Here is a 17,814-nt window from a genome sequence, read left to right as displayed (position 1 = left end):
GTGTGGCCGGAGGGCGGTTGTTCGGGCCCCTGAAGGGTTTCAGGTGTCTATCTATATGGAGGTCATGGCGACGCGCGGGCCGGAGGGGCGGGTCCGGGGCGCCACCAATGCGTCAGGGGGCCAGAATGACGATTGGCCCCGGCCGTGGCAAGACGATTGCCTGCGGCTTGGCACCAGGCGCCCCCACGGGCCTTCAAAAACGCCTTCAAAGGATTTCGCGCTAACACCGTGGCTGACGAGGCCGTCCAGGGCGCCCGTGGGCCGTTTCTGCCGGATGTCGGATTTTGGGGTCAGGAAGGGTGGTCCTAGCTGGCGGCTACGGCCTGGCGGCCTTGCCGCGATGGGAGCGGAGGGCTATATTCCCGGGCACACGATGGATCGGGCTGGGATGCAGCCCTGTTGAACCCCTTCCTGGTGTCGGCGCGGCTGCATCGCGCTAGGCTTCACTCCCCCTCAGAACCAGGCTCAATTATCCGCCGGCCAAACAGCAACCGGCCGCGCCGCTGATTGCGCAGATAGCCGAGCTGCCGGGTCGGAAAGAACGTCCAGGCCTCCAGCCGCCCCTTCACCACCTGGGCCGACATGGTGAGGCCGCGTTCCTTGCCACCGATATCCAGCACCTTGACCAGGCGCTTGCGCAGCTCCACCCGGCCGGTGCCCTTGTGACGCTCGAAGCTGATCCAGATCTCGAACGGGTCGGTGAGCAGCTCCGGCAGGTATGGGAGGAACGGCGCGCGCTCGATCGGGATATGGGCGGCGAGACTTTCGGCATTGACGGCGACGACGCTACCGTCCGGCAGATCGAACATCCGTTCTCGCCCACCGATCGCATGGCTGATCGCCGACGCCATGTTATCGGCCGACGATAGTTTGGGGCCGGCATGCGCCACCGCCGCATCGGCCGGCAGCTCGGCCGGGCGCGCGTAGGCCTTCCAATCGCCCCGCGTCATTGTCTCCCAGGCATCGGCGCCGGATTGGCGCCAGCCATCCATGACCTCGTCAGCGAGGCGCCGGCCATAGGCGGCCTGGCCGGGGTTGTAGCCGAAACCCGGATCGATGCCGTCCGGCACCTGGACGGTGCGCGGCCCTTCAGGGAAATTGACGTCGCGGTCGACCAGGGTCACCGGTGGCGCGCCATCGCTCGGAGTCAAGCCGAAGCGGTCGAGATCGCGCTGCGACAGAGACTGCGTCGTGCAGCGGCAATTCCAGCCGTTCGGCGGATAGTGCGTTTCCCAGAATGGATCGTCGACGGGGAGGATGGTGTTGTGCCAGGCGCGATGCTGCTCCCGCGTCCGGCCGTCATCGACGGCGACATAGCGCAAGAAGGGCCGATCGGCTTTCAAGCGCTGCGCCTGCTCCCATTTGCCGGCGGCATAGGCCATGCGCAGATTGGTGTGGAAGATCACGCGGGTCCGCCAATTGCGGCCGCCTTTGTAAGACCAGCCATGGGTTGCGACGATGCGGTCGAAATCCTGCCGGAAATCGGCGAGCGTGCCGCCGGTCTCGATCGCCTTCTGGATGGCGGTCTGGAAATCGCGCAGCAGATCATCCTTCATGGCGCCAGCGACGACAAAGGCGCGCGCATGCTCGCCCTGCCACAGATCCGTCCAGGTCGCGGTCGGCAGGCGCACCTTGTCACGGAAATACCGGATTGCCTCCGGAAAGGGAACCGACCCGACTTTGGGATCAGGCATCTCGCACCTCATCCCGGCCGGCGAGGTTGGCGGTCATTGAGGCTTCCGCCAGGCGTTCGGCGATCTCCGACGGGTCGAGGCCGGGGTAGAGATCGATCAATCGCGTCGACAGCTCTTCCAGGCTGGTGATTGAAGGATCGTTCACCAGCTCCTTAACGCGGTCGATATTCCGGTCCATCGCGGCCTGCGCCGCGCGCTCGGCCTGCCGTGCCAGGCGCTCGACGCTGTCGCGCGGCTGATCACCACCGCCTTGATCCAGGGCATCTTGCGATTGCGCTGCTGGTTCGTCAACGTCAGCGCCAGGCGCGGCCGGGGCAGCTTTGGCCGCTGGCGCCGTCAGCAGCTCCGCGCCTTTGTCTGGATCGGGGATGCCCAACTTGTCGGCCATATAGCTCCGTTCGACACGAAGGCCGAACGGCACCAGCTTGGTCACGTTGTCGACCAGGGCACCGATGTCTTCCTGATCCGGACGGAACAGCTTGATGCGCGGATAGCGGCGGCGCGGCCCCATATTGAGATCGACGATCGGCCGCGCCAGGTCGCGGGTGAGCGTCGTCGACAATTGGCCCGCATCGGCGGTCTCGATGTCATCGCGGACGCGCTCATGGGCATTGGCCGTGCCGACGCGCGTGCCGGTATCGGTCGTGCCGGTCTGACCCAGCACCGCCTTGCTGGTCTGCCGGTCCACCCAATCGGCGAAGCGTTCGAAGAGTTCGATGTTGCCGGAGATCTTCGCCTCGATGAGGTCGATCGTCATGCCCTGCGGCATGATCGCGGCGGCATCCGACCAGATGTTGCGCACGGCGCGGAGCAACGTGTCTTTCTCGGCCTGGCTGGCGCCGGGCCCATATTTGCCGATGCGGATCGGCTTGCCGAACGCCTCCGAGAATTGCACCCACGAGCGGATATCGAAATTCTTGAAGAGATAGAACCACGCCACCGGCCGCGCCAGGCCGCCTCGGATCGGCAGGCCGGATTTCGATTTGTGCACATGCTGGATATAGCCATAGGGCTTCAGCGGTTCCGGCAGCCCGGCTTCGCCGCGCAGCATCACCGTCTCGCCATCTGTGCGGTCATGCGTGAACCAGCGCGGGTCGCGCCAGATTAGCCGCTCGGGCATCCAGCGGCCGTCCGACTTGGTGTCCCAGATGATCTCGGTGATGGAGAAACCCTTGCCGATCGCATCGAGGACGTCGAACAGCTCCTGCTGCAGCGTGTCGCGCCACAACACCTCGCGCACCAGATCGGCCGCTTTCACATCTTCCTTGTCGTCGGTCGCGGCCTCGACGGTGATCTCCAGGCCGGCCACCTGGTTGCGCCGGGTGCCCAGCACAGAGCGGTAATGTGGATCCTTCTCTTCCATCTGCTCGGCGAGTTCGAGATAGCCTTCTGCATCGCCTTCCTCGGCCGCGCGCAGCAGATGTGCCAGGCGATGCGGCGTCAGGCCGTCGGCCGGATGCCCGGAGATGATGCGGCGCACGCCAGTGATGGTCGGGCCAGCCTCCTCCTCCCGTAGGCGGTTGAGGTCGATGGGGTTGCCGAACTGATCGAGGATGGCCATGGCGTCACCGGGAACTGGTTGTTGAAAGTCTGTCTAGCGCTGCCGGGCGTCAGGCTTGCGGAGCGGCCGGTGCCGCCACCGGACTGAAGTCGAGATAATAGACGTGGCCGATCTCGAACGCGGCCAGGGCGGCGGGGTTGTCGACCTGCATTTCGAGTCGACCGTTCGGTGTGTATTTGGCGAAGCGGACGTCTTCCGGGATGCTCTCGTCATATTGCGGGCTGAAGACCAGAGTCTTGGCCGGTGTTCCCGCGAGGGTGGTGATGCTGATAAGCTTGAATTTGGCTCGGACGTTCATGGTCGATCTTCCTTTCGAGGTTTAGTCGGGCACGCGCTAGACAGATGGATGGCCGCCATCACCAGGCGCCATCGCTGAAGCCGCCGGGCTGGAGCTGATCCCGTTCGAGATCGCTGGCCCCGCCGGTCTTTTTCGCATTGGCTGGCTGATAGCCGTATTCTTCGGTTGGGCCTTGGGCGGCCGACATCGCCAACATGCCGGCCCAGAACCGGTCGGCGTGACCTTCGGCGTCGTCATCGGCAACGAGGCGGATGCCACCGGTTTCGCCCACGACCTTCCGCACCTTATGGAGATCCGCGCGAAGCGATGTGTCGCCCATCGGAATGCGGATCTTGCGATCCTCGAATTTCTGCTTGCCGACCGTCGCGATGTTGAGGCGCGTTGCACCCTGCAGCAGCACGCCGTCGACGCGCAGCTCGCCATAGCGGAGCTTGGCGTCCTCGACCGGCTTCTCGCCCATGCCGCCTTGATCCATGGCGAGGCGCATCATGCGGTATTTGTGCGCCAGGCCGTCCATGATCAGATCCTGTTCGGCAAACGAGATGTTGCGCTTCGCCTCGATCTCTCGGGTCCACAGCACGTCACCCACCAGCTCTAGCACCCAGGCGACCCAGAGGTTGTTACGGCGCGCGATGTCGTTGCCGATGAAGACCTGGCCGCCCTGATAGAGGTCAGGCCGGCCGGCATTCTCGTCCTCGCAGGCGGTGATGAGATCGTAGGTCAGCCATGAGGTGGCTTCGTCGGCCCATTCCAGCAGGAACTCCTGGGCCCAGGCTTCATCGTCATTGATGCCGGCCTTCAAGGCCTCGATGTCGCGCGGCAAACCGTCCGCGACGGCCTGATAGATATCGACTGTATGCCGCGACCAGATCGAGTCCCTGGCGGTCATCAGCTCATAGAACTTGTTGCCCTTGCCATTGGGCGTCGAGGTAACGCGGATCTTCCAGCCGGCCGAGATGACGGGAAAGAGCGCCTTCCAGATTTCGCGGCTGTCCTTGTGGAAGGCAAATTCGTCGAGGAAGACGTTGGCGGAAAAGCCGCGCGCCGTGTCCGGATTGGCCGGCAGCGCGGTGATACGGCTGCCACCGGCCAGGGTGATCTCCAGCGCCTTGTAGCTGACGTCTGGCTTGTCGTCCGGCCGCCAGTCATACTCCGTCTCGTTCTCGATCACGAAATTGGCGGCTGCCTGGTAGGCCTTGGCATGCAGCTTGATGCCGGTGTCCATGGCCTCCTTGGCCTGGCGCTCACCACGCGACAGGATGACCCAACGCGCCCGCCGGCCTTCGCTCCAGGCCTCGAAGCAATCGTCGACGATCTCCTGGGTGGTGGTGAAGGTCTTGCCGGTCTGGCGGGCGAACATCCCGATCTTGAAGCGGCTCTTATCCTGGATCCACTTCCGCTGGTAATCGTAGAGCTGGAGCGCTGGCCCGATCATCCGACGATCCCATAGACGTCTTCGCGGATCTTCCGCAGCAGCTCGGCCTTGTCCGGCGCGCCGCTGGCGTCGATCGCGCGCTCGGCGGCGGCAACCGTCTTCTTCGCCATCTCCTCGCGGATCTTAATCTCCATATCGACCATGGTCTTCGACCCGGCATTGAGGGAACGAAGGGCGCGCGACAGCAGCGAGACTTCCTTGGCGTCGATCGTGACGTCGCCGCCATCCTCGCTCTCGGTGACCAGCTTGAAGATCAGGCCATGCATCAGTTCGACATTGAGGCGCGCCACCTCAGTTTGGCTGGCGCTGTCGATCTTCGCCGAGACAGCCTGGGCGATTGCCCTGGTCTTGTTCATGGTATCGAGGACGGCGTCGACCTTCTTTTGCACATGGACGTGGAGGCCCGAGCGCGAAATATCGATATCGGGTTTCAACTCGCGGAGCTTGGCGAGGATCTCATCGACGGTGCAGCCATCCTGGCGCAGTTGACCGATCAGCGACTTCAGCTCCGATGGCAGGCGATCGATCTTGGATGGCCGGGCCATGCTCTACTCCGGCCGTTCCAGGCCTTCGACAGGCTCACCCCGGCCAGCCGCGGCTTCCCGGCCGCGATCGGTGACCGTCGCCACCATGACGGTGTCCCTGACCATTTCAATGGTGACCAGGTCGCGCTTTTCCAGCCAGCGGAGATCGTCGCGGGTTTCTTGCCGTGACGTCTTGCGGAAGCCGAGGGCGTGAATGCCGATGTTGAGGACACTCTCGTTGCAGCCTTCCTGTTCCTTGACCAGGCGGAGCATGGCCAGCCGGCGGCTGGCGATCAGATCATCACGAAAGCTCATGCGCGATTTCCCGTTTTCAGCAAATAATTTTCGATGCGGGTGACCGAGCTGCCGATGGTATCGACGGCGCTCTTTACGCCGCCCATCTCCGCCCGGAGGGTCTTATGGTCGCCATGCAGGTCGGCGATCTTCAAGGACATGTCGTTGAGATCGTCGGCCGACGGCACCGTCTTCAACCGCTCGTCATGTTTGATCAGCAGCTTTTCGATGGCCGAGACGCGCGTCTCCATGGCGGCGTTGGCATCGGTCTGAGATTTGGCAAAGGTGGCGGCCAAGGCTTCGACGGAAGTCTTGCTGGCAAATGAATGCCGCGCCGACCACATCGCCCAGCCCCAAAAGAAGGCGATGACGGAGACGCCGAGCGGCCAGTATTTCAGAGCTTCTTCCATTTACCTTCCTTCTCGGCCCGTTCGTGATCGATCTGGCAGTCGACGCAATGGCAGGCGTTCGGCACCGCCTTCCGTCTGGCCGCTGGGATCTTGATGCCGCAATCGCAGCAATGCGTCGTTCCCTTTAGCCGTTTGTTCTCCGCCTCACGGTCAAGTTGTCGGTTGAGATCCTGGTCCAGGAGGCGCTGGGCCAGGGCCTGTGCCCGGTCGATCTCATCCACCATCGGTGGCTTTCTGTTTCAGGCGTTGTTTGATCAGTAGCAGGGCGCCCTCGTTGCCGGCATCGCGCTTCTCGACGCAGGAGTGGCAGAGGTAGATCTGGCCGCATTCCCAGCCATGGAGGCGCAGGAATTTTCGCGCCGAGGCATCGTCGAGCGCGGGGACCGGCAGAAGTGTACCGCAGACGTCGCAATGGCCGTTGAAGCCGGAAGCATGCAGCCCCATGGCTATTTCACGCTGTTGTAAAAGAGGTGCGCACCGATCGCGGCGGCCGGCTTCACGCCTTTGGCCCAGGCCGGCATGATGGCGCGGGTGTGATAGTGGGTGCTGCTTTTGGTCGGATCCGGGATCTTGTCCGAGAACACCTCGTCGACGAGCTGCAGACACTCACGGAAGACCGGGTCGCCAATCTGCACGCTGGAAATGCGCTTCAGGTTCGGATCGCCGATATTCCAGCAGGAGAATTGATGGACGCCCCTGGCGTTCTGCTTCTGGCACACGCCGGCAACGCCTTCACCCCACCAATCCGGTTTGCCATCGTTGCCGAGGTCGGCCTCGGCCCGGTTGCGGATGACCCACAAAATGGCGATGCGGCCAGCGCGCGACTCACCACGCCCTTCGCCGAACAAAGTCCTGGCCGCGATATCCTTGTCACGCGCCGTGACCTGGATCTTCATGCCGGCACCTCGACGAGATTGTTGTCCGGCTTGAATGTGCAGGCGGCGTAACTCTTGGCCCCCGCCGCGCGCACCGCCGTGAAGACCTCAAGACAATCGCCAAGGTCGGCGCCACCGGCACGCATCAAGGCACCAAGAAGGAGGTCCGCCCGGCGCCGGCCGTCGCCCTGGCACAGAGGATCGAAGCAACGCGTCCAATAGCACCAATCGTGGACGATCGAGGCCTCGAAGAGGGCGCCCCAGAACGGGACGATGCCATGGAGGATCGGTGGCACCGATGGCGCAGCAAGGAAACCGGCCGGCACCGTCAGGCTCCAGCGCAAATCGCGCCAGCGGAACGAGACGTGATAAGGGGCCGTGAGGATGGCCTCGACGCGGGCGCCATCCCGCTTCACGGCTTCCAGATTGCGGCGGATATCGAGATTGGCCTCGAACCGCGCCTCGGTGATGTCGTTGGCGAACAGCGTCATGGTTGCTGCGGCCCCGTCATGCCGATCATCGCCGCGACCCGGTCCTGGTTGAGATCGATGCGGGCACGGCAGGCCGCCATCGAAAGCGCTGGATCGGCCGTGCCGGTATTCAATGCCGTCACCCGCTCACGGATGTCCTGGATGCCAGCGGCCATCAAGGTGCCCTGGCCGGCGGCGATCGCGGCCCTATCGAGGAGGCCGAGGACATTGATGCCGCCCGCGAAATTGGAGAGCAGCCTGGGAATGCGGGCCTTTGCCGAGTCCACCATGATCGATGTCATGGTGAGGGTGACCTGAGCGATCTCGGTGTTGAGCCACATGGCATCCGCCCGCTCGAAGCGATTGACGGCGCCTTCAAGGGCGACGATCTGGCCATAGCCCATCATCGCCTGCTCGGGCTCCTTGCTCATGCGGTAGGCGACGAGTTCGCTGGCGACGGCGGCGATCATGCACATGCGGACGGCGCGGTGATCCTGGCCGCCGACCTCGCCCAGAAGGCGGTCGGCGAGCTTCTTGGAGAGCGTGCTGTCTTCATCGGCCGCCTGCTCGATATCGCGCAGCGAGCCGGCCGTCGTGGTGCAGCCACTAAGCAAAGGCGTCAGTGACACACCGATCAGAAAGCCGACAGTGTAGAGAAGCCAGGAACGCCTCATCGGTTAGGCCTCCCCGGCGCGGCCGAGCCGCGTGATGAGATAGGCGAAGCCCGCCGTGACCAGCATGGCAACGCCGGTCCAGCCGGTGGTGATGACGCTGGCGGCCGCCTCCCTGACCGCATCCGGCAGGGCGTCGAGCTGGTACCGGTACATCGTCAGCGTGGTGAGGTTGGGGGCCAGGGACAGATAGGCGGTGCCGCCGGCAACGCTGCTGCTCAACACGGTCGGCGAAAGAGACGTCGCCGACTTCAGGAGCGTGCCGACGATCGGCTGGGGCGCGATCTCTTGAACGGCCGGTGAAGCGGTTGTCATGATCCCCTCCAATGAGCACCGCCGGCCCGAAGAGGTGCCGGCGCCAGGGCGCTAAAGTGAGGATCAGATTAGAGGCGTCGCTCGCCGCCCGGACCCTGAAGGGTTTCAGGCGCCAGTTCTCAAGCGGCCGGGAAGAGGTCGAGTTGGGGCTTCGGCAAGAGCGATGTCTCGCCGAGATCGCGGGCGCGCGCCTGCATCAGATAGATGGTGCGTTCGGTGACGCCGTAACGCCGCGCGGCCTCCCGCACGGTAACGCCCCCGGCGAGCAACGACAATAGCTTCAGACGGCGCGCCTTCTGCTGGGCGGCTGACATACGCGGCACGTCGACCTCGATCTCACCGGCGGCACCCTTGCCGCGCCAGATCTGCCAGACGCGCGTGGCGTCACTATCGCCCAGCTCCCGGACCAGGATCGATCTACTGGTAAGGCGCACCGGGATGCGGATGGCGGTGCCGCCCAGGCGTGCGATGACGCGCAGCATCAGCTCTTCGCCATCGGCGCCGCTTTCGATCAGCCGCACGCAAGGCTCCGGCAGATAGCCGTAGGTCTCGCGGTATGACGGCTTGCCGCTCACCGCCCGTCCTTGGCCGCGCGAACCATCGCGCCGAGCTTCTCGATCAGCCTATCCATGTCCGCGTCGTCGTAGAGCGACAGGACCGGTCCGAAGCCGAGGTTCGACAGGAACCGTCCTAGGGCGAAAGAACCCACCAACTCGACGCCGTGCAGTATCTTGTATTGCGCCCGTACCACGTCGCGGCGCGGAAATGCGCCACGATCACCCTCATGCCACTTCACTGACCAATCGACGCCGGCTTCACGGGTCAGCATGGCCTTCGCCGCTTCGATCGCTTTGCGTGCATCGTTGTCGGTCATCCATTGCAGGGCATCGACGCCGCGCTTCTTGCCGCCCGTCACCCGCTTGACGAAGGTGGCGAGTGCTGCCTCGGTGGGATCCTTGACGACACCAAGGTGGTAGCCGGAGATCCACAGTGCCCGCAGTTTGGCGGCCGTCTCGCCGTCCGCCAACGGTCGGTTGCCGGCGCGCGGATGGGCTTTCCTTGCCGGCGTCCAACCGAGATTAACGAATTCGGCCTTCACATTCTCCAGCTCGGTGATCGAACACTGGCTGGACGACTCCTTGCCGGTGATGCGCCTCAGCACGCCGCGATAGGTATCGTCATCGAGGCCGAGCTGGGCCTTGGCGACATGCAGCTTGCCGATGAGGCCTGCGCGCACCGGGTTGGGTTTCCTCGCTGCTGCCGTCATGACGGATAGACCCGACCTTTGAACTGCCAGTATTTGCAGCCCTGGGTTTCAAGCTTGATCGGCAGGCCGGTGCCGGCATGCCGCGCGAGATCAGCAGCCTTGAAGCAATACGTGAAAGCCTTCTCCCGACCGGTCTTCGGGACGTAGCGCGCATGAACGCACTCGCCGCAGGTGCCGCCGGCATCGGGATCTGGGACATGGGCATAGCTCGGCTTCATCTTCTATCTCCCCGGATTGTGAACATAGGCGGCCATCCGGCGGACCATGAAGATCCGGCCGGGATGTTTCCTGGAAAGGCGATCGGCCTCGCCCAATGCCTCCCGTTCGAAATCGAAGACGGTGAAGTCGCCGGCAGCGACCTTGCCGGCGCGCGTCGTCATCAACCCGTCGTCGCCGCGCGCGAACGTCATTTCAATGGCGATCCAATGGCCCTTCACCTCGGCCTGATGCATGGCTGGCACCATCTTCTATCTCCTGGAGTTGCCCGGCCGCGCCATGGGCGCCGACGGGAGGAAGGTAACGATTGCCCAGAGCGGGACGCTGAAAAGCGGATAGGTAATGAGGCCGCCGATCGGCACTGCAAAGGCGATGGTCCGGCGGGGCCGCACGGCGAGCCAACAATAGTCGCCAGCCACCAGCTTCGCCTCCAGGTGCAACAACTCGGCTTCGTTCATGCGGATGCCAAACCGCTCGCGCAGCCGCCGCAGCGCATGCCGGCGCGCGCAGATGACGTGAGCGGGTTTGGCATGAGCATTCATCGGGCGGTCGGCTGCTGGCGCTGCGAGGCGCTGTCGTTGAACCAGGTCACGATGTCCATGTTGCTGATGCCGTTGTGGACCAGGGCGCGACAGACGGCCTCGAAGGCGGCGCGCCCGGTCGCTTCGTCGACCGCCTCGCCGGCAGGCAGCTCGTGGCCGTTGAGGGCGGCGAGGGCGCGCAGCGACAAGGTCCGCACCTCTTTCCGCTCCTCGGCGGTACAGCGCGATGGCTTCACCAGCAGCCGCTGCATGAGGCAGGCGAGATCGAGTGCCGCGATGACGTTCGAGCGTTCAGACATCCTGCACCTCCACGAAGATGCCCTCCGGCTGTTCCAGCGGGCGGAACTGATCGTTGAGTTCGCGGGCCAGGGCGGCCACCCGAACATCGGAGTCCCGGATCGCGGCGTCGGCGAGTTGTTCATCGGTGATGTTGTGGCCGGTCATCCGCAGGCGGAATTCGTAGCAAACCCGTCTGCCGGTGGCCGGCGAGATGTAGCGGCAGACGACGGCAACGAAGCGGGTCAGCATTTCGCGCACGCCTCCTCGATCGCCTGGTTGGCCGCCTCGCGGTACCGGAGCAAGGCCGGCTGCCGATGGGCGCCTGTCGCGTGCTGGAAGTCGTCCCAGGTCGACCAGACCGCGCGCTGCACGTTGCGGCTGACGCGACGCCAATGACGGAGACAGAGGAGCCGCCCGTGCTTGCGGTGTTCCCTGCAGCCAATCACTGGGCAGGGAGAGGATTTGCCAGTCATGTGGGCTGCCATGGATCACGCTGACGCCAGGTCGATCGGCACGGCCTGCCAGCCTGCATCATGGTTCTCGCGGGTGTAGAAGCGAAAATAGGACTTGGAGCCGACGACGCGGATGCTGTCCCGGATCGCGTCTTGTCCCGCCTTCCACTGCGGATGATCGAAATCGAGCCGCAGCAGGCGGAAGACGGCTTCGCGGTTAATGTTGCCTTCCTTGTCGGCCTCGAATGCCTGGTCGACGATCGCGCGCATTTCGGCTCGGGCACCTTGGCCCCACTCGGCGATGCAGATAGCGAACGCCTCCTGGGCAATCCGGAGTTCCGGACCGAATACGAGCTGGTCGGCGATCTGCACCTGCACCTTCATAAGGCCGTCGAACGTCATGAAGGTCATGTTGCCCTTCCCGCGCGCGCCCCGAGGGGTGATGCCGTACTGCTGGCGCAGGAGGTCGAGGAAGTCGCCGATGTCGGCCAGCGTATGCGCGCGGAAACGCCGCACCTGGTTGGCAAGGTCGGCGGCATGCCCCATCACTTTGCGGACCATCTCGTCCTCAAGCTGCTCCTGGGCCTTGATGGCGCGCTCCGGCACCAGCCGGCCTTTGCCGTCCATGCGATGGCCTTCCGGGATGCCGTCAGCCGGCGCCGGCAGGCGATAGACGTTCAGTTCTTCAAGTGACATTGAAACCTCCTAGAACAGCGCCCGGAGCAACCGGGCCAGAAAGGCGCGGAAGCCGCGCCGACGCCTGTACGGCGCCGAAATGGCGCCGCCCAGATAGACGGGGTTAATGGTGGTGCGTCGGGTCATAGCTGCCTGCCTGCAAGACGAGTTGATCGAACCCTTTCGGGTTTTCGAGGGCGAGGCGGTGGATGGCCTGCAGCACGTGCCGCTGCGCGCGGCGTTCGAGCCTGCTCTGCAGCACTGTCGCCGCTTCCTTGTTGGCCACCAGATGTTGCTCGGCGGCCGTGATCAGCAGAGCCACCTTGGCCGCGAAGTCGGCATCGCGTGCCTTCAGCTCTTCGGCGCGGACCAGGCCGTGCATGACGGTCGTGTGGTCACGCGACACGGCTCGCCCGATCGCCGGCAGCGACAAGCCGAGGGTCTCCCGCGCCACCAGGTAGAAGGCGAAGCGCGGATAGGCGAGGCGCCGGGCGCGGCCGACGCCCGCCAGCAGGATCTTGTGAACGCCGAAGACCTCCGCAGTCGCATCAAGCATGGGATCGAGGTTCATGACGCACCTCCCGCCTGTTCGAAGGCGAGGACATTCTCACCCAGGACCTGGCGGCGCACCTCGGACGGAACCACGCGGGCATGGTCCGGCACCGTGATGGCTTCAAGCTGGGTGACGCCCTCGGCGATGGCGCGGAGTTTCGAGGCGATAAAGGTGGTGTCGACCGGCCGGCCGGCCTTCAGCCGATCGGCGTCTTCCATGTGCCGTGCCAAATTGATCAGTTCGGTGGAAAGCATGGGTCAGCCTCCTTTGCCGACGTTGCGGGGACAGATCCTGCAGGCGGACAACATGATCCGCCGCAGGCTGCTGGTGGGTTGGAAGTCCTCGGCACGCTTGCGCCACTCCAGGCATTGCGCGAGGGAGAGTTCGCCCATCTCCGGGCAGGTGATGGTGCTGGCCATCAAAGTGGCGCGGACGCGCTCCTCGACTGCCGGCATGTCGCCGCCATAGCGGTTGCCGATGACATAAGAGAGGGTCGCGGCCGAGTAACCGACCAGGCCGGCCGCGCGCGACTGGCTGGTCTCATCGCATCGCAAGGCCAGCACCTTCACCCAATCGGGCAAGATATCGCCCCAGGCGGCCTGGGCTTTGGCCAGATGGCTCATGACGGGGCTCATCGGGCACCGCCTTTGCCGTGCTTCGTCGCCGGCCGCATCTCCGACCGCACCGGCTTGCCTTCCGGCCCCATCACCTGCTTGCGATTGGGATCCCACACGAAATCGGTGCGCTGGATCTGCGGTGCCAGCGGACCGGTGTTCATGCTGGGCAGCAGGCGATAGGTCGCCAGCGTGCCGGTGCCAGGCTTATGGCCCGGTTTGGCGGGAGCGGCCTCGGCGAGATAGCCGGCGCGGTGGAGGCGTGAGATGTAGCTTTTTGCCGCCACCAGCGGCACCGGCACCTCTTCGGTGCTGGCATGCACGGAGACCTCCCGCGCATCGAAACGAGTCAGCATCTTGATGGACCGCCACATCTGTTCCTGGCCAAGACCAGGTTCAATCGCCGGCGTGCCGTCACGCTTCAGGCGCGGCGCGTCAGGCTGATCCTGCACCAAGCGATAGAAGGTGGTTTTGGCGGTAGCACCGTCCTTGACGATATAGCCGCCCTTCAACAGGCGTTGAATGAAGTCGTCGACGGTTCCCCGATTGACATTGCTGCGCCCGTCGACCTCCTGGACGGTCCAGGCGCCCTTGTCGCGGTGCAGTTTTCGGATGATCTCCCAGAAGCCCTGATGGCCACGTGGAACACGCGCCGTCAGCCGAACCATGATATCGGCGGCGTGGCGACCCATCAGCCAATCCTCCGCGACGGTGCAGCACCCGTGAAGAGCGCGCGGTCACCCCAGAGGCTGCGGTCGATCTTTCCCTTCCAGCCTTCCAGTACCGATGCCTCGCGGATGCGGTCGATATTGACGACGATGCGCCGGGCACGCTTTTCAGATTTGGTGAGCAGCAGCTCGACCAGATCCGCGGCGATCTCCAGGCCGGGTGCATAGATGCCAGCGAGGGCGACGACGTCGCGCGCGTTGCAGGGCTGCGCCGGTACCCAGTCGAGAACGCGGTTATGAAACCGCTCCCACTGTTTCAGCTTGTCGGGCAGCAGCTCCTCGCCAATGAGGATGATGGGCGCGCCGGATTTGTCGTGGATCTCGCGGATGGTCTCGACATAGCCGCGTTTCACGACATGGTCGAATTCGTCGATGATGAGAGGCCGGTTGGTTTCGGCGAGCATGGAGATGATGGTGTCGACCATGCTGGCAATCGTGCCGCGCGGCGGTACACCCAACTCGGTCAGCAACGCCTGGCAGAACTTGGCCAGCGTCCAGCTCGACCCGACCTCGACATAATAGGCCCGGAAGCGGTGTGCGCCATAGGTCGCGGAAATCGTCTTGCCGAGGCCCGACCATCCATACCAGGCGCCGATCGCCGGAAGGTTTCGGTGGCGCGTCGTGATGCGCTCGACCAGCTCGGTGAAGAGGGTCACATTGGTCAGCGGTGCGATGTTGCTGCTGGCCGGGGTCTTGACGCTGGGCTTTGAAACGGTCATTTTTTCCTCGTTTGCTGTTGTCATCGGGCGGCACGTTCCTGCCAGGGTGTGCCGCCCACGCGCTCGGTCAGGGCCCTAATTCAGGCGAGCACCTGACCCAGATCCTCTTGAACAGAACGGCGGGCCTTGTATTCGGCCTCGTTCCGATAGCCTTCCAGCCACGCCACTTCGCCGTCGCCGACCTCGCCGCCGGTCGCCAGCGCCAGCTCGATGCGCATCGCCTTCTCGAAGCGAAGGTCGGCCGCACTGCGCTGCTGATCGACGGCGGCAGCCGGCAAACGGAACTCGGCAATCAGCGCCTCGTGGCGCGCTTCCTGTTCGGGGGTGACCTCGCGGCTCGGCATGCGCTTCAAATCGTGGACCGGGCGTGGCAACCGCACGACGGTGGCGGCCGGCAGTTCCGAGGGGCCGGCATTGAGCGGAACCAGGTCGGCAACGGCAGCCGCTGACATGCGACGTTCCGCCTCCAGCATTTCACGCTGCGCGCGCAGCCAGCGCTTCCGCTGGCGGCCATGCTCGCGGGCCTTGTCGGCGTTGTCGAAGCCGGCGGCTTCGATCACCGGTGCGTGGCCGAGATAGACGCCGTCGAGCCGGTAGACATGGAGGCCGTCATGGAGGAAGTCAGGATCGAAGCGGGCCGCGATCTTTTCCCCGCGATAGAGATGCAGGAAGTCCGCCCAATAGCGGTTGCCCATCAGCTTCAATGAGCCATCCTGCCCGGAGACCGAGATGCCTTCCGCCGCCAGCAGCCAGAGCCGGCGCTGTTCCTCGGTGGCCTTCTTGATCGGCGACTGGGTGTAGGAACTGGCGAAGGTGGCGTCGAAGGAGAGGCCGTTGCAGATCTTGGCTTGGCGGCCGGTGCGCGCATTGTGTTCGTGGATCTCCGACCGCGCTACCTGCAGGAACCGCTCGAGCGGGATGGCCTTCGACCGGTAATTCTCCGGCTTGTCGACCGGGCTGTTGCCGGTATAGGCGCCGGCAAAGGCCGGGTGTTTGGCGATGGTCTGGGCGAAGTCCCTGAAGGCGCGTTCAATCGGCTTTGACTGGCCGCTATAGGGCTGGGTCCAGTGCACCTCGACGCCGAGCTGGGTCAGGATGCCGGAAGGATCCTCCTCGCGCACCGTGAAGCGGTACCGCGTCGGCGTGCCGCCGGTAAACCACTTGTTGGCAAACTCGCGGCCATTGTCGAGATAGCAATATTCAGGAATGCCCCAATCCTCGACCAGATCGCCGAAGGCCAGGCGCACCGCGCCGCCATTCATGGTGCGATCGACGCGCCAGGACAGGATCTTGCCGGAATAGAGATCCTGGAACACCGTCATGCACGGGCGCGAGATCTCGCCATCGGGCCACTCGACCCAGATGTCCCAGCGATGGCCATCCGCATTCACCGCCTGCAAGGCGTGGAAGACCGAACGGTCGCGTTCCTGTGCTGGATACATGCGCTTCACCGCATCGGCGCCCTCACGGATCAGCACGATCACTGCCGGCGGCACCTGGGCATGGAGGCGACGCTGCAAAGTGCGTTCTGACGGAAAGGTCCAGCCGCGCTCCTTGGCGGCCCGTTCAACGCGGCGATAACAGTCGGAGAAATTGGGCGCCTCTTCCCGGAGATAATCCGATTTGATCATGTCCCAGGCATCGGGATCGCATTCCAAGGACGCGGTGCGGCCGACATGGCGCGGCGCCAGCGCCGGCAGCCAGTCGCTGCGGTCCCGGCCAGCAACTAGGTTGAGCCAGTTGTAAATGGTCGACGCGCCGACCTTCTTGTGATTGGCGACCGAGACAACCGCGATGTCTTTCTGCATGCCGGTCTGATAGAGGTCGGCAACCGCCGTGATGACAGCAAGGCGCTCGCGTGCCTTCGCCTTCTTCGCTTCCGGCTGGGCTTCAAACCAGCGCCATAGCTCGCCCCGCTCCAGCACGTTGCGCTGGGCCTGTTCCGGTGCCGGTGTTTGCGGCGCCAGCTTCAGCATCAAGGAAAGATGGGCGGCGGTGGGTAGTGCGCCAATATGGTACTCGACACCTCCGCCGCGCCCAGTTCGTTCGCGACGGGTCCAGCGTTCGGCCTTAGCACGCCGGATCATGGCGCTCTCGCTCTTTGGCAATGCCGGCAGATTGAAGGCGGCCAACTCGCGCGCGGTGAACCACTCGCGCTGCTCCTGCAGGCCAACCGGCGCCGTCCCCATGATCATCCGCGTGCCCCTTTCCAACGTCCCCGCGACAGCTTTTGCCGCTGCGTCAGCTCTTCGATCTTGTCGGTGATGATGGCTTCCTCGATCGCCGCCACGTAGCGCGCCGGAATGACCGCCAGATCGAACATCTCGGCGAAGGTCTGCAGCAGGCGCTGCGCATCGCCCGTGGCATGCGCCAGGCCGATGAAGCGAATGAGGTTGATGACATGGTCTTCACGACCTTCGCTGGCATAGGCGTCCAGCATGTTCTTGGGGCAGTCCTCGCCGAGGAAGGCCGTCATCTCGGCAGCGATCTTGTCGCGGTCCTGGCCGCATTCGTGCAGCGACAGGGCGACCGCCTTCGAAATCTTCGCGCGCAACGTCGCGGCGCGGACCTTCTCGGCCGGGAACGCCGCCGCCGTGGCCGGCGGCTGCCAGTTCAACAGATCCATTGTCTTGCCGTCATTGCGTTGCCGTGCCATCAGGCGGTCCTTTCCGCGAGCTGGGTGCAGATGTCGGAGAGGCGCTGGTTGTGCTGGCGGGCGAGATCCGGGCTGAGCCAGCCGATGGTGTACGGCGCCCCGAACACCGCGTCGGCCGTGACCTTCACCATCGGTCCATAGATGCTGTCGACGATGTCGAAGCCGATGACGCCGGCAAGGTTATTTGCGGGCGCTGCGCGTGGGTCGCGGCTCATTGCACGCTCCCGGTCGGCGGCGCGTCGTTGATCTTGTCGAGCGCCGCGCTTTCGGCTTCGTTCTTGGCAACGAACGCCTTCAGGACAGCGAGCATGTCGGGCCGCTCAGCACTGCTGATGTAATTGAACCGGGGCAGTTCGCGACCCTCGGTGGCGGCCCGCTCCGCGACAAACAGCGTGACGTCGCAATTTGGGAAACCTTGCAGCAGCGCCTCCAGCACTGCTGTCATCTTGGCGGCCGTCTCCCCGGGGATGGGGCGATGGCCATCCGGGAAGATCTCGTCGGGCGTGGCACTGCGCGACAGTTTTGCCGCGCGTCGACGTTCATGGCGGTTCATTGGGGACCTCCCG

General features: G+C 64.5%; 30 protein-coding genes. All 30 read right to left on the bottom strand.

What is annotated here, in order from left to right:
* Positions 1 to 443 precede the first annotated feature (443 nt).
* Positions 444 to 1,694 (bottom strand): PBECR2 nuclease fold domain-containing protein, encoded by a 1,251-nt coding sequence (locus ACE3TY_RS11170; RefSeq protein ID WP_374653111.1) that lies wholly within the window; start codon positions 1,692 to 1,694, stop codon positions 444 to 446.
* The gene (locus tag ACE3TY_RS11165; RefSeq protein WP_374653110.1) at positions 1,687 to 3,255 is read right to left on the bottom strand and encodes a DUF935 domain-containing protein; all 1,569 of its coding nucleotides are present in this window, start codon (positions 3,253 to 3,255) and stop codon (positions 1,687 to 1,689) included. The genes ACE3TY_RS11170 and ACE3TY_RS11165 overlap by 8 nt, the downstream gene beginning before the upstream one ends.
* Positions 3,256 to 3,304: 49 nt before the next feature.
* Positions 3,305 to 3,553 (bottom strand): hypothetical protein, encoded by a 249-nt coding sequence (locus tag ACE3TY_RS11160; protein ID WP_374653109.1) that lies wholly within the window; start codon positions 3,551 to 3,553, stop codon positions 3,305 to 3,307.
* A gap of 58 nt (positions 3,554 to 3,611) precedes the next feature.
* Positions 3,612 to 4,988: a terminase large subunit domain-containing protein gene (locus ACE3TY_RS11155; RefSeq protein ID WP_374653108.1), complete on the bottom strand. Its 1,377-nt coding sequence runs from the start codon at positions 4,986 to 4,988 to the stop codon at positions 3,612 to 3,614.
* The gene (locus ACE3TY_RS11150; protein WP_374653107.1) at positions 4,985 to 5,533 is read right to left on the bottom strand and encodes a phage protein Gp27 family protein; all 549 of its coding nucleotides are present in this window, start codon (positions 5,531 to 5,533) and stop codon (positions 4,985 to 4,987) included. Before ACE3TY_RS11150 ends, ACE3TY_RS11155 begins: the two co-directional genes overlap by 4 nt.
* 3 nt (positions 5,534 to 5,536) lie before the next feature.
* Positions 5,537 to 5,827, bottom strand: coding sequence for a hypothetical protein (locus ACE3TY_RS11145; RefSeq protein WP_374653106.1), 291 nt, complete (start codon positions 5,825 to 5,827; stop codon positions 5,537 to 5,539).
* A complete protein-coding gene (locus ACE3TY_RS11140; RefSeq protein WP_374653105.1) occupies positions 5,824 to 6,216 on the bottom strand; it encodes a DUF2730 family protein in 393 nt (130 codons plus the stop codon). The genes ACE3TY_RS11145 and ACE3TY_RS11140 overlap by 4 nt, the downstream gene beginning before the upstream one ends.
* Complete coding sequence (locus ACE3TY_RS11135; RefSeq protein ID WP_374653104.1) at positions 6,201 to 6,440, bottom strand: TraR/DksA family transcriptional regulator; 240 nt, start codon at positions 6,438 to 6,440, stop codon at positions 6,201 to 6,203. The genes ACE3TY_RS11140 and ACE3TY_RS11135 overlap by 16 nt, the downstream gene beginning before the upstream one ends.
* Positions 6,430 to 6,660: a hypothetical protein gene (locus ACE3TY_RS11130; RefSeq protein WP_374653103.1), complete on the bottom strand. Its 231-nt coding sequence runs from the start codon at positions 6,658 to 6,660 to the stop codon at positions 6,430 to 6,432. The genes ACE3TY_RS11135 and ACE3TY_RS11130 overlap by 11 nt, the downstream gene beginning before the upstream one ends.
* 2 nt (positions 6,661 to 6,662) lie before the next feature.
* A complete protein-coding gene (locus ACE3TY_RS11125; RefSeq protein ID WP_374653102.1) occupies positions 6,663 to 7,112 on the bottom strand; it encodes a cell wall hydrolase in 450 nt (149 codons plus the stop codon).
* A complete protein-coding gene (locus ACE3TY_RS11120) occupies positions 7,109 to 7,582 on the bottom strand; it encodes a DUF1353 domain-containing protein (protein WP_374653101.1) in 474 nt (157 codons plus the stop codon). The genes ACE3TY_RS11125 and ACE3TY_RS11120 overlap by 4 nt, the downstream gene beginning before the upstream one ends.
* A complete protein-coding gene (locus ACE3TY_RS11115) occupies positions 7,579 to 8,235 on the bottom strand; it encodes a hypothetical protein (RefSeq protein WP_374653100.1) in 657 nt (218 codons plus the stop codon). The genes ACE3TY_RS11120 and ACE3TY_RS11115 overlap by 4 nt, the downstream gene beginning before the upstream one ends.
* A 3-nt stretch (positions 8,236 to 8,238) precedes the next feature.
* Complete coding sequence (locus tag ACE3TY_RS11110) at positions 8,239 to 8,547, bottom strand: hypothetical protein (protein WP_374653099.1); 309 nt, start codon at positions 8,545 to 8,547, stop codon at positions 8,239 to 8,241.
* Between the two features lie 119 nt (positions 8,548 to 8,666).
* Positions 8,667 to 9,122, bottom strand: coding sequence for a helix-turn-helix domain-containing protein (locus tag ACE3TY_RS11105; protein WP_374653098.1), 456 nt, complete (start codon positions 9,120 to 9,122; stop codon positions 8,667 to 8,669).
* Positions 9,119 to 9,814, bottom strand: a complete 696-nt coding sequence (locus tag ACE3TY_RS11100) for a gp16 family protein (protein ID WP_374653097.1) — start codon at positions 9,812 to 9,814, stop codon at positions 9,119 to 9,121. The genes ACE3TY_RS11105 and ACE3TY_RS11100 overlap by 4 nt, the downstream gene beginning before the upstream one ends.
* A complete protein-coding gene (locus ACE3TY_RS11095; RefSeq protein WP_374653096.1) occupies positions 9,811 to 10,032 on the bottom strand; it encodes a hypothetical protein in 222 nt (73 codons plus the stop codon). Before ACE3TY_RS11095 ends, ACE3TY_RS11100 begins: the two co-directional genes overlap by 4 nt.
* Before the next feature lie 3 nt (positions 10,033 to 10,035).
* Positions 10,036 to 10,278, bottom strand: a complete 243-nt coding sequence (locus ACE3TY_RS11090; protein WP_374653095.1) for a hypothetical protein — start codon at positions 10,276 to 10,278, stop codon at positions 10,036 to 10,038.
* Between the two features lie 3 nt (positions 10,279 to 10,281).
* Positions 10,282 to 10,572, bottom strand: a complete 291-nt coding sequence (locus ACE3TY_RS11085; protein WP_374653094.1) for a hypothetical protein — start codon at positions 10,570 to 10,572, stop codon at positions 10,282 to 10,284.
* On the bottom strand, positions 10,569 to 10,871 hold the full coding sequence (locus ACE3TY_RS11080) for a hypothetical protein (RefSeq protein WP_374653093.1): 303 nt from the start codon (positions 10,869 to 10,871) through the stop codon (positions 10,569 to 10,571). Before ACE3TY_RS11080 ends, ACE3TY_RS11085 begins: the two co-directional genes overlap by 4 nt.
* Positions 10,864 to 11,100 carry a hypothetical protein gene (locus tag ACE3TY_RS11075; RefSeq protein ID WP_374653092.1) on the bottom strand — a complete coding sequence of 79 codons (237 nt, stop codon included), beginning with the start codon at positions 11,098 to 11,100 and terminating at the stop codon, positions 10,864 to 10,866. Before ACE3TY_RS11075 ends, ACE3TY_RS11080 begins: the two co-directional genes overlap by 8 nt.
* A gap of 239 nt (positions 11,101 to 11,339) precedes the next feature.
* Positions 11,340 to 11,999 (bottom strand): DUF3164 family protein, encoded by a 660-nt coding sequence (locus ACE3TY_RS11070; RefSeq protein WP_374653091.1) that lies wholly within the window; start codon positions 11,997 to 11,999, stop codon positions 11,340 to 11,342.
* A gap of 103 nt (positions 12,000 to 12,102) precedes the next feature.
* Positions 12,103 to 12,549: a helix-turn-helix domain-containing protein gene (locus ACE3TY_RS11065; RefSeq protein WP_374653090.1), complete on the bottom strand. Its 447-nt coding sequence runs from the start codon at positions 12,547 to 12,549 to the stop codon at positions 12,103 to 12,105.
* Positions 12,546 to 12,785, bottom strand: coding sequence for a hypothetical protein (locus ACE3TY_RS11060; RefSeq protein ID WP_374653089.1), 240 nt, complete (start codon positions 12,783 to 12,785; stop codon positions 12,546 to 12,548). The genes ACE3TY_RS11065 and ACE3TY_RS11060 overlap by 4 nt, the downstream gene beginning before the upstream one ends.
* A 3-nt stretch (positions 12,786 to 12,788) precedes the next feature.
* A complete protein-coding gene (locus ACE3TY_RS11055; RefSeq protein WP_374653088.1) occupies positions 12,789 to 13,154 on the bottom strand; it encodes a hypothetical protein in 366 nt (121 codons plus the stop codon).
* Positions 13,155 to 13,162: 8 nt separating this feature from the next.
* A complete protein-coding gene (locus tag ACE3TY_RS11050) occupies positions 13,163 to 13,837 on the bottom strand; it encodes a hypothetical protein (RefSeq protein ID WP_374653087.1) in 675 nt (224 codons plus the stop codon).
* Entirely contained in the window at positions 13,837 to 14,592 is a 756-nt protein-coding gene (locus ACE3TY_RS11045) for an AAA family ATPase (RefSeq protein WP_374653086.1), read from the bottom strand. Before ACE3TY_RS11045 ends, ACE3TY_RS11050 begins: the two co-directional genes overlap by 1 nt.
* Positions 14,593 to 14,672: 80 nt before the next feature.
* Positions 14,673 to 16,787 (bottom strand): transposase domain-containing protein, encoded by a 2,115-nt coding sequence (locus ACE3TY_RS11040; protein WP_374653085.1) that lies wholly within the window; start codon positions 16,785 to 16,787, stop codon positions 14,673 to 14,675.
* Positions 16,784 to 17,248 carry a DNA transposition protein gene (locus ACE3TY_RS11035; protein WP_374653084.1) on the bottom strand — a complete coding sequence of 155 codons (465 nt, stop codon included), beginning with the start codon at positions 17,246 to 17,248 and terminating at the stop codon, positions 16,784 to 16,786. The genes ACE3TY_RS11040 and ACE3TY_RS11035 overlap by 4 nt, the downstream gene beginning before the upstream one ends.
* Positions 17,248 to 17,463: a hypothetical protein gene (locus tag ACE3TY_RS11030; protein WP_374653083.1), complete on the bottom strand. Its 216-nt coding sequence runs from the start codon at positions 17,461 to 17,463 to the stop codon at positions 17,248 to 17,250. The genes ACE3TY_RS11035 and ACE3TY_RS11030 overlap by 1 nt, the downstream gene beginning before the upstream one ends.
* The gene (locus ACE3TY_RS11025) at positions 17,460 to 17,801 is read right to left on the bottom strand and encodes a hypothetical protein (RefSeq protein ID WP_374653082.1); all 342 of its coding nucleotides are present in this window, start codon (positions 17,799 to 17,801) and stop codon (positions 17,460 to 17,462) included. Before ACE3TY_RS11025 ends, ACE3TY_RS11030 begins: the two co-directional genes overlap by 4 nt.
* Positions 17,802 to 17,814 lie beyond the last annotated feature (13 nt).

The sequence above is a fragment of the Dongia sp. genome, from assembly GCF_041918875.1.
In the GTDB taxonomy this organism is placed as follows: Bacteria; Pseudomonadota; Alphaproteobacteria; order Dongiales; family Dongiaceae; genus Dongia.
Note: the sequence above shows the minus strand (reverse complement) of the source record. Positions and strands in the feature narration are given on the sequence as shown.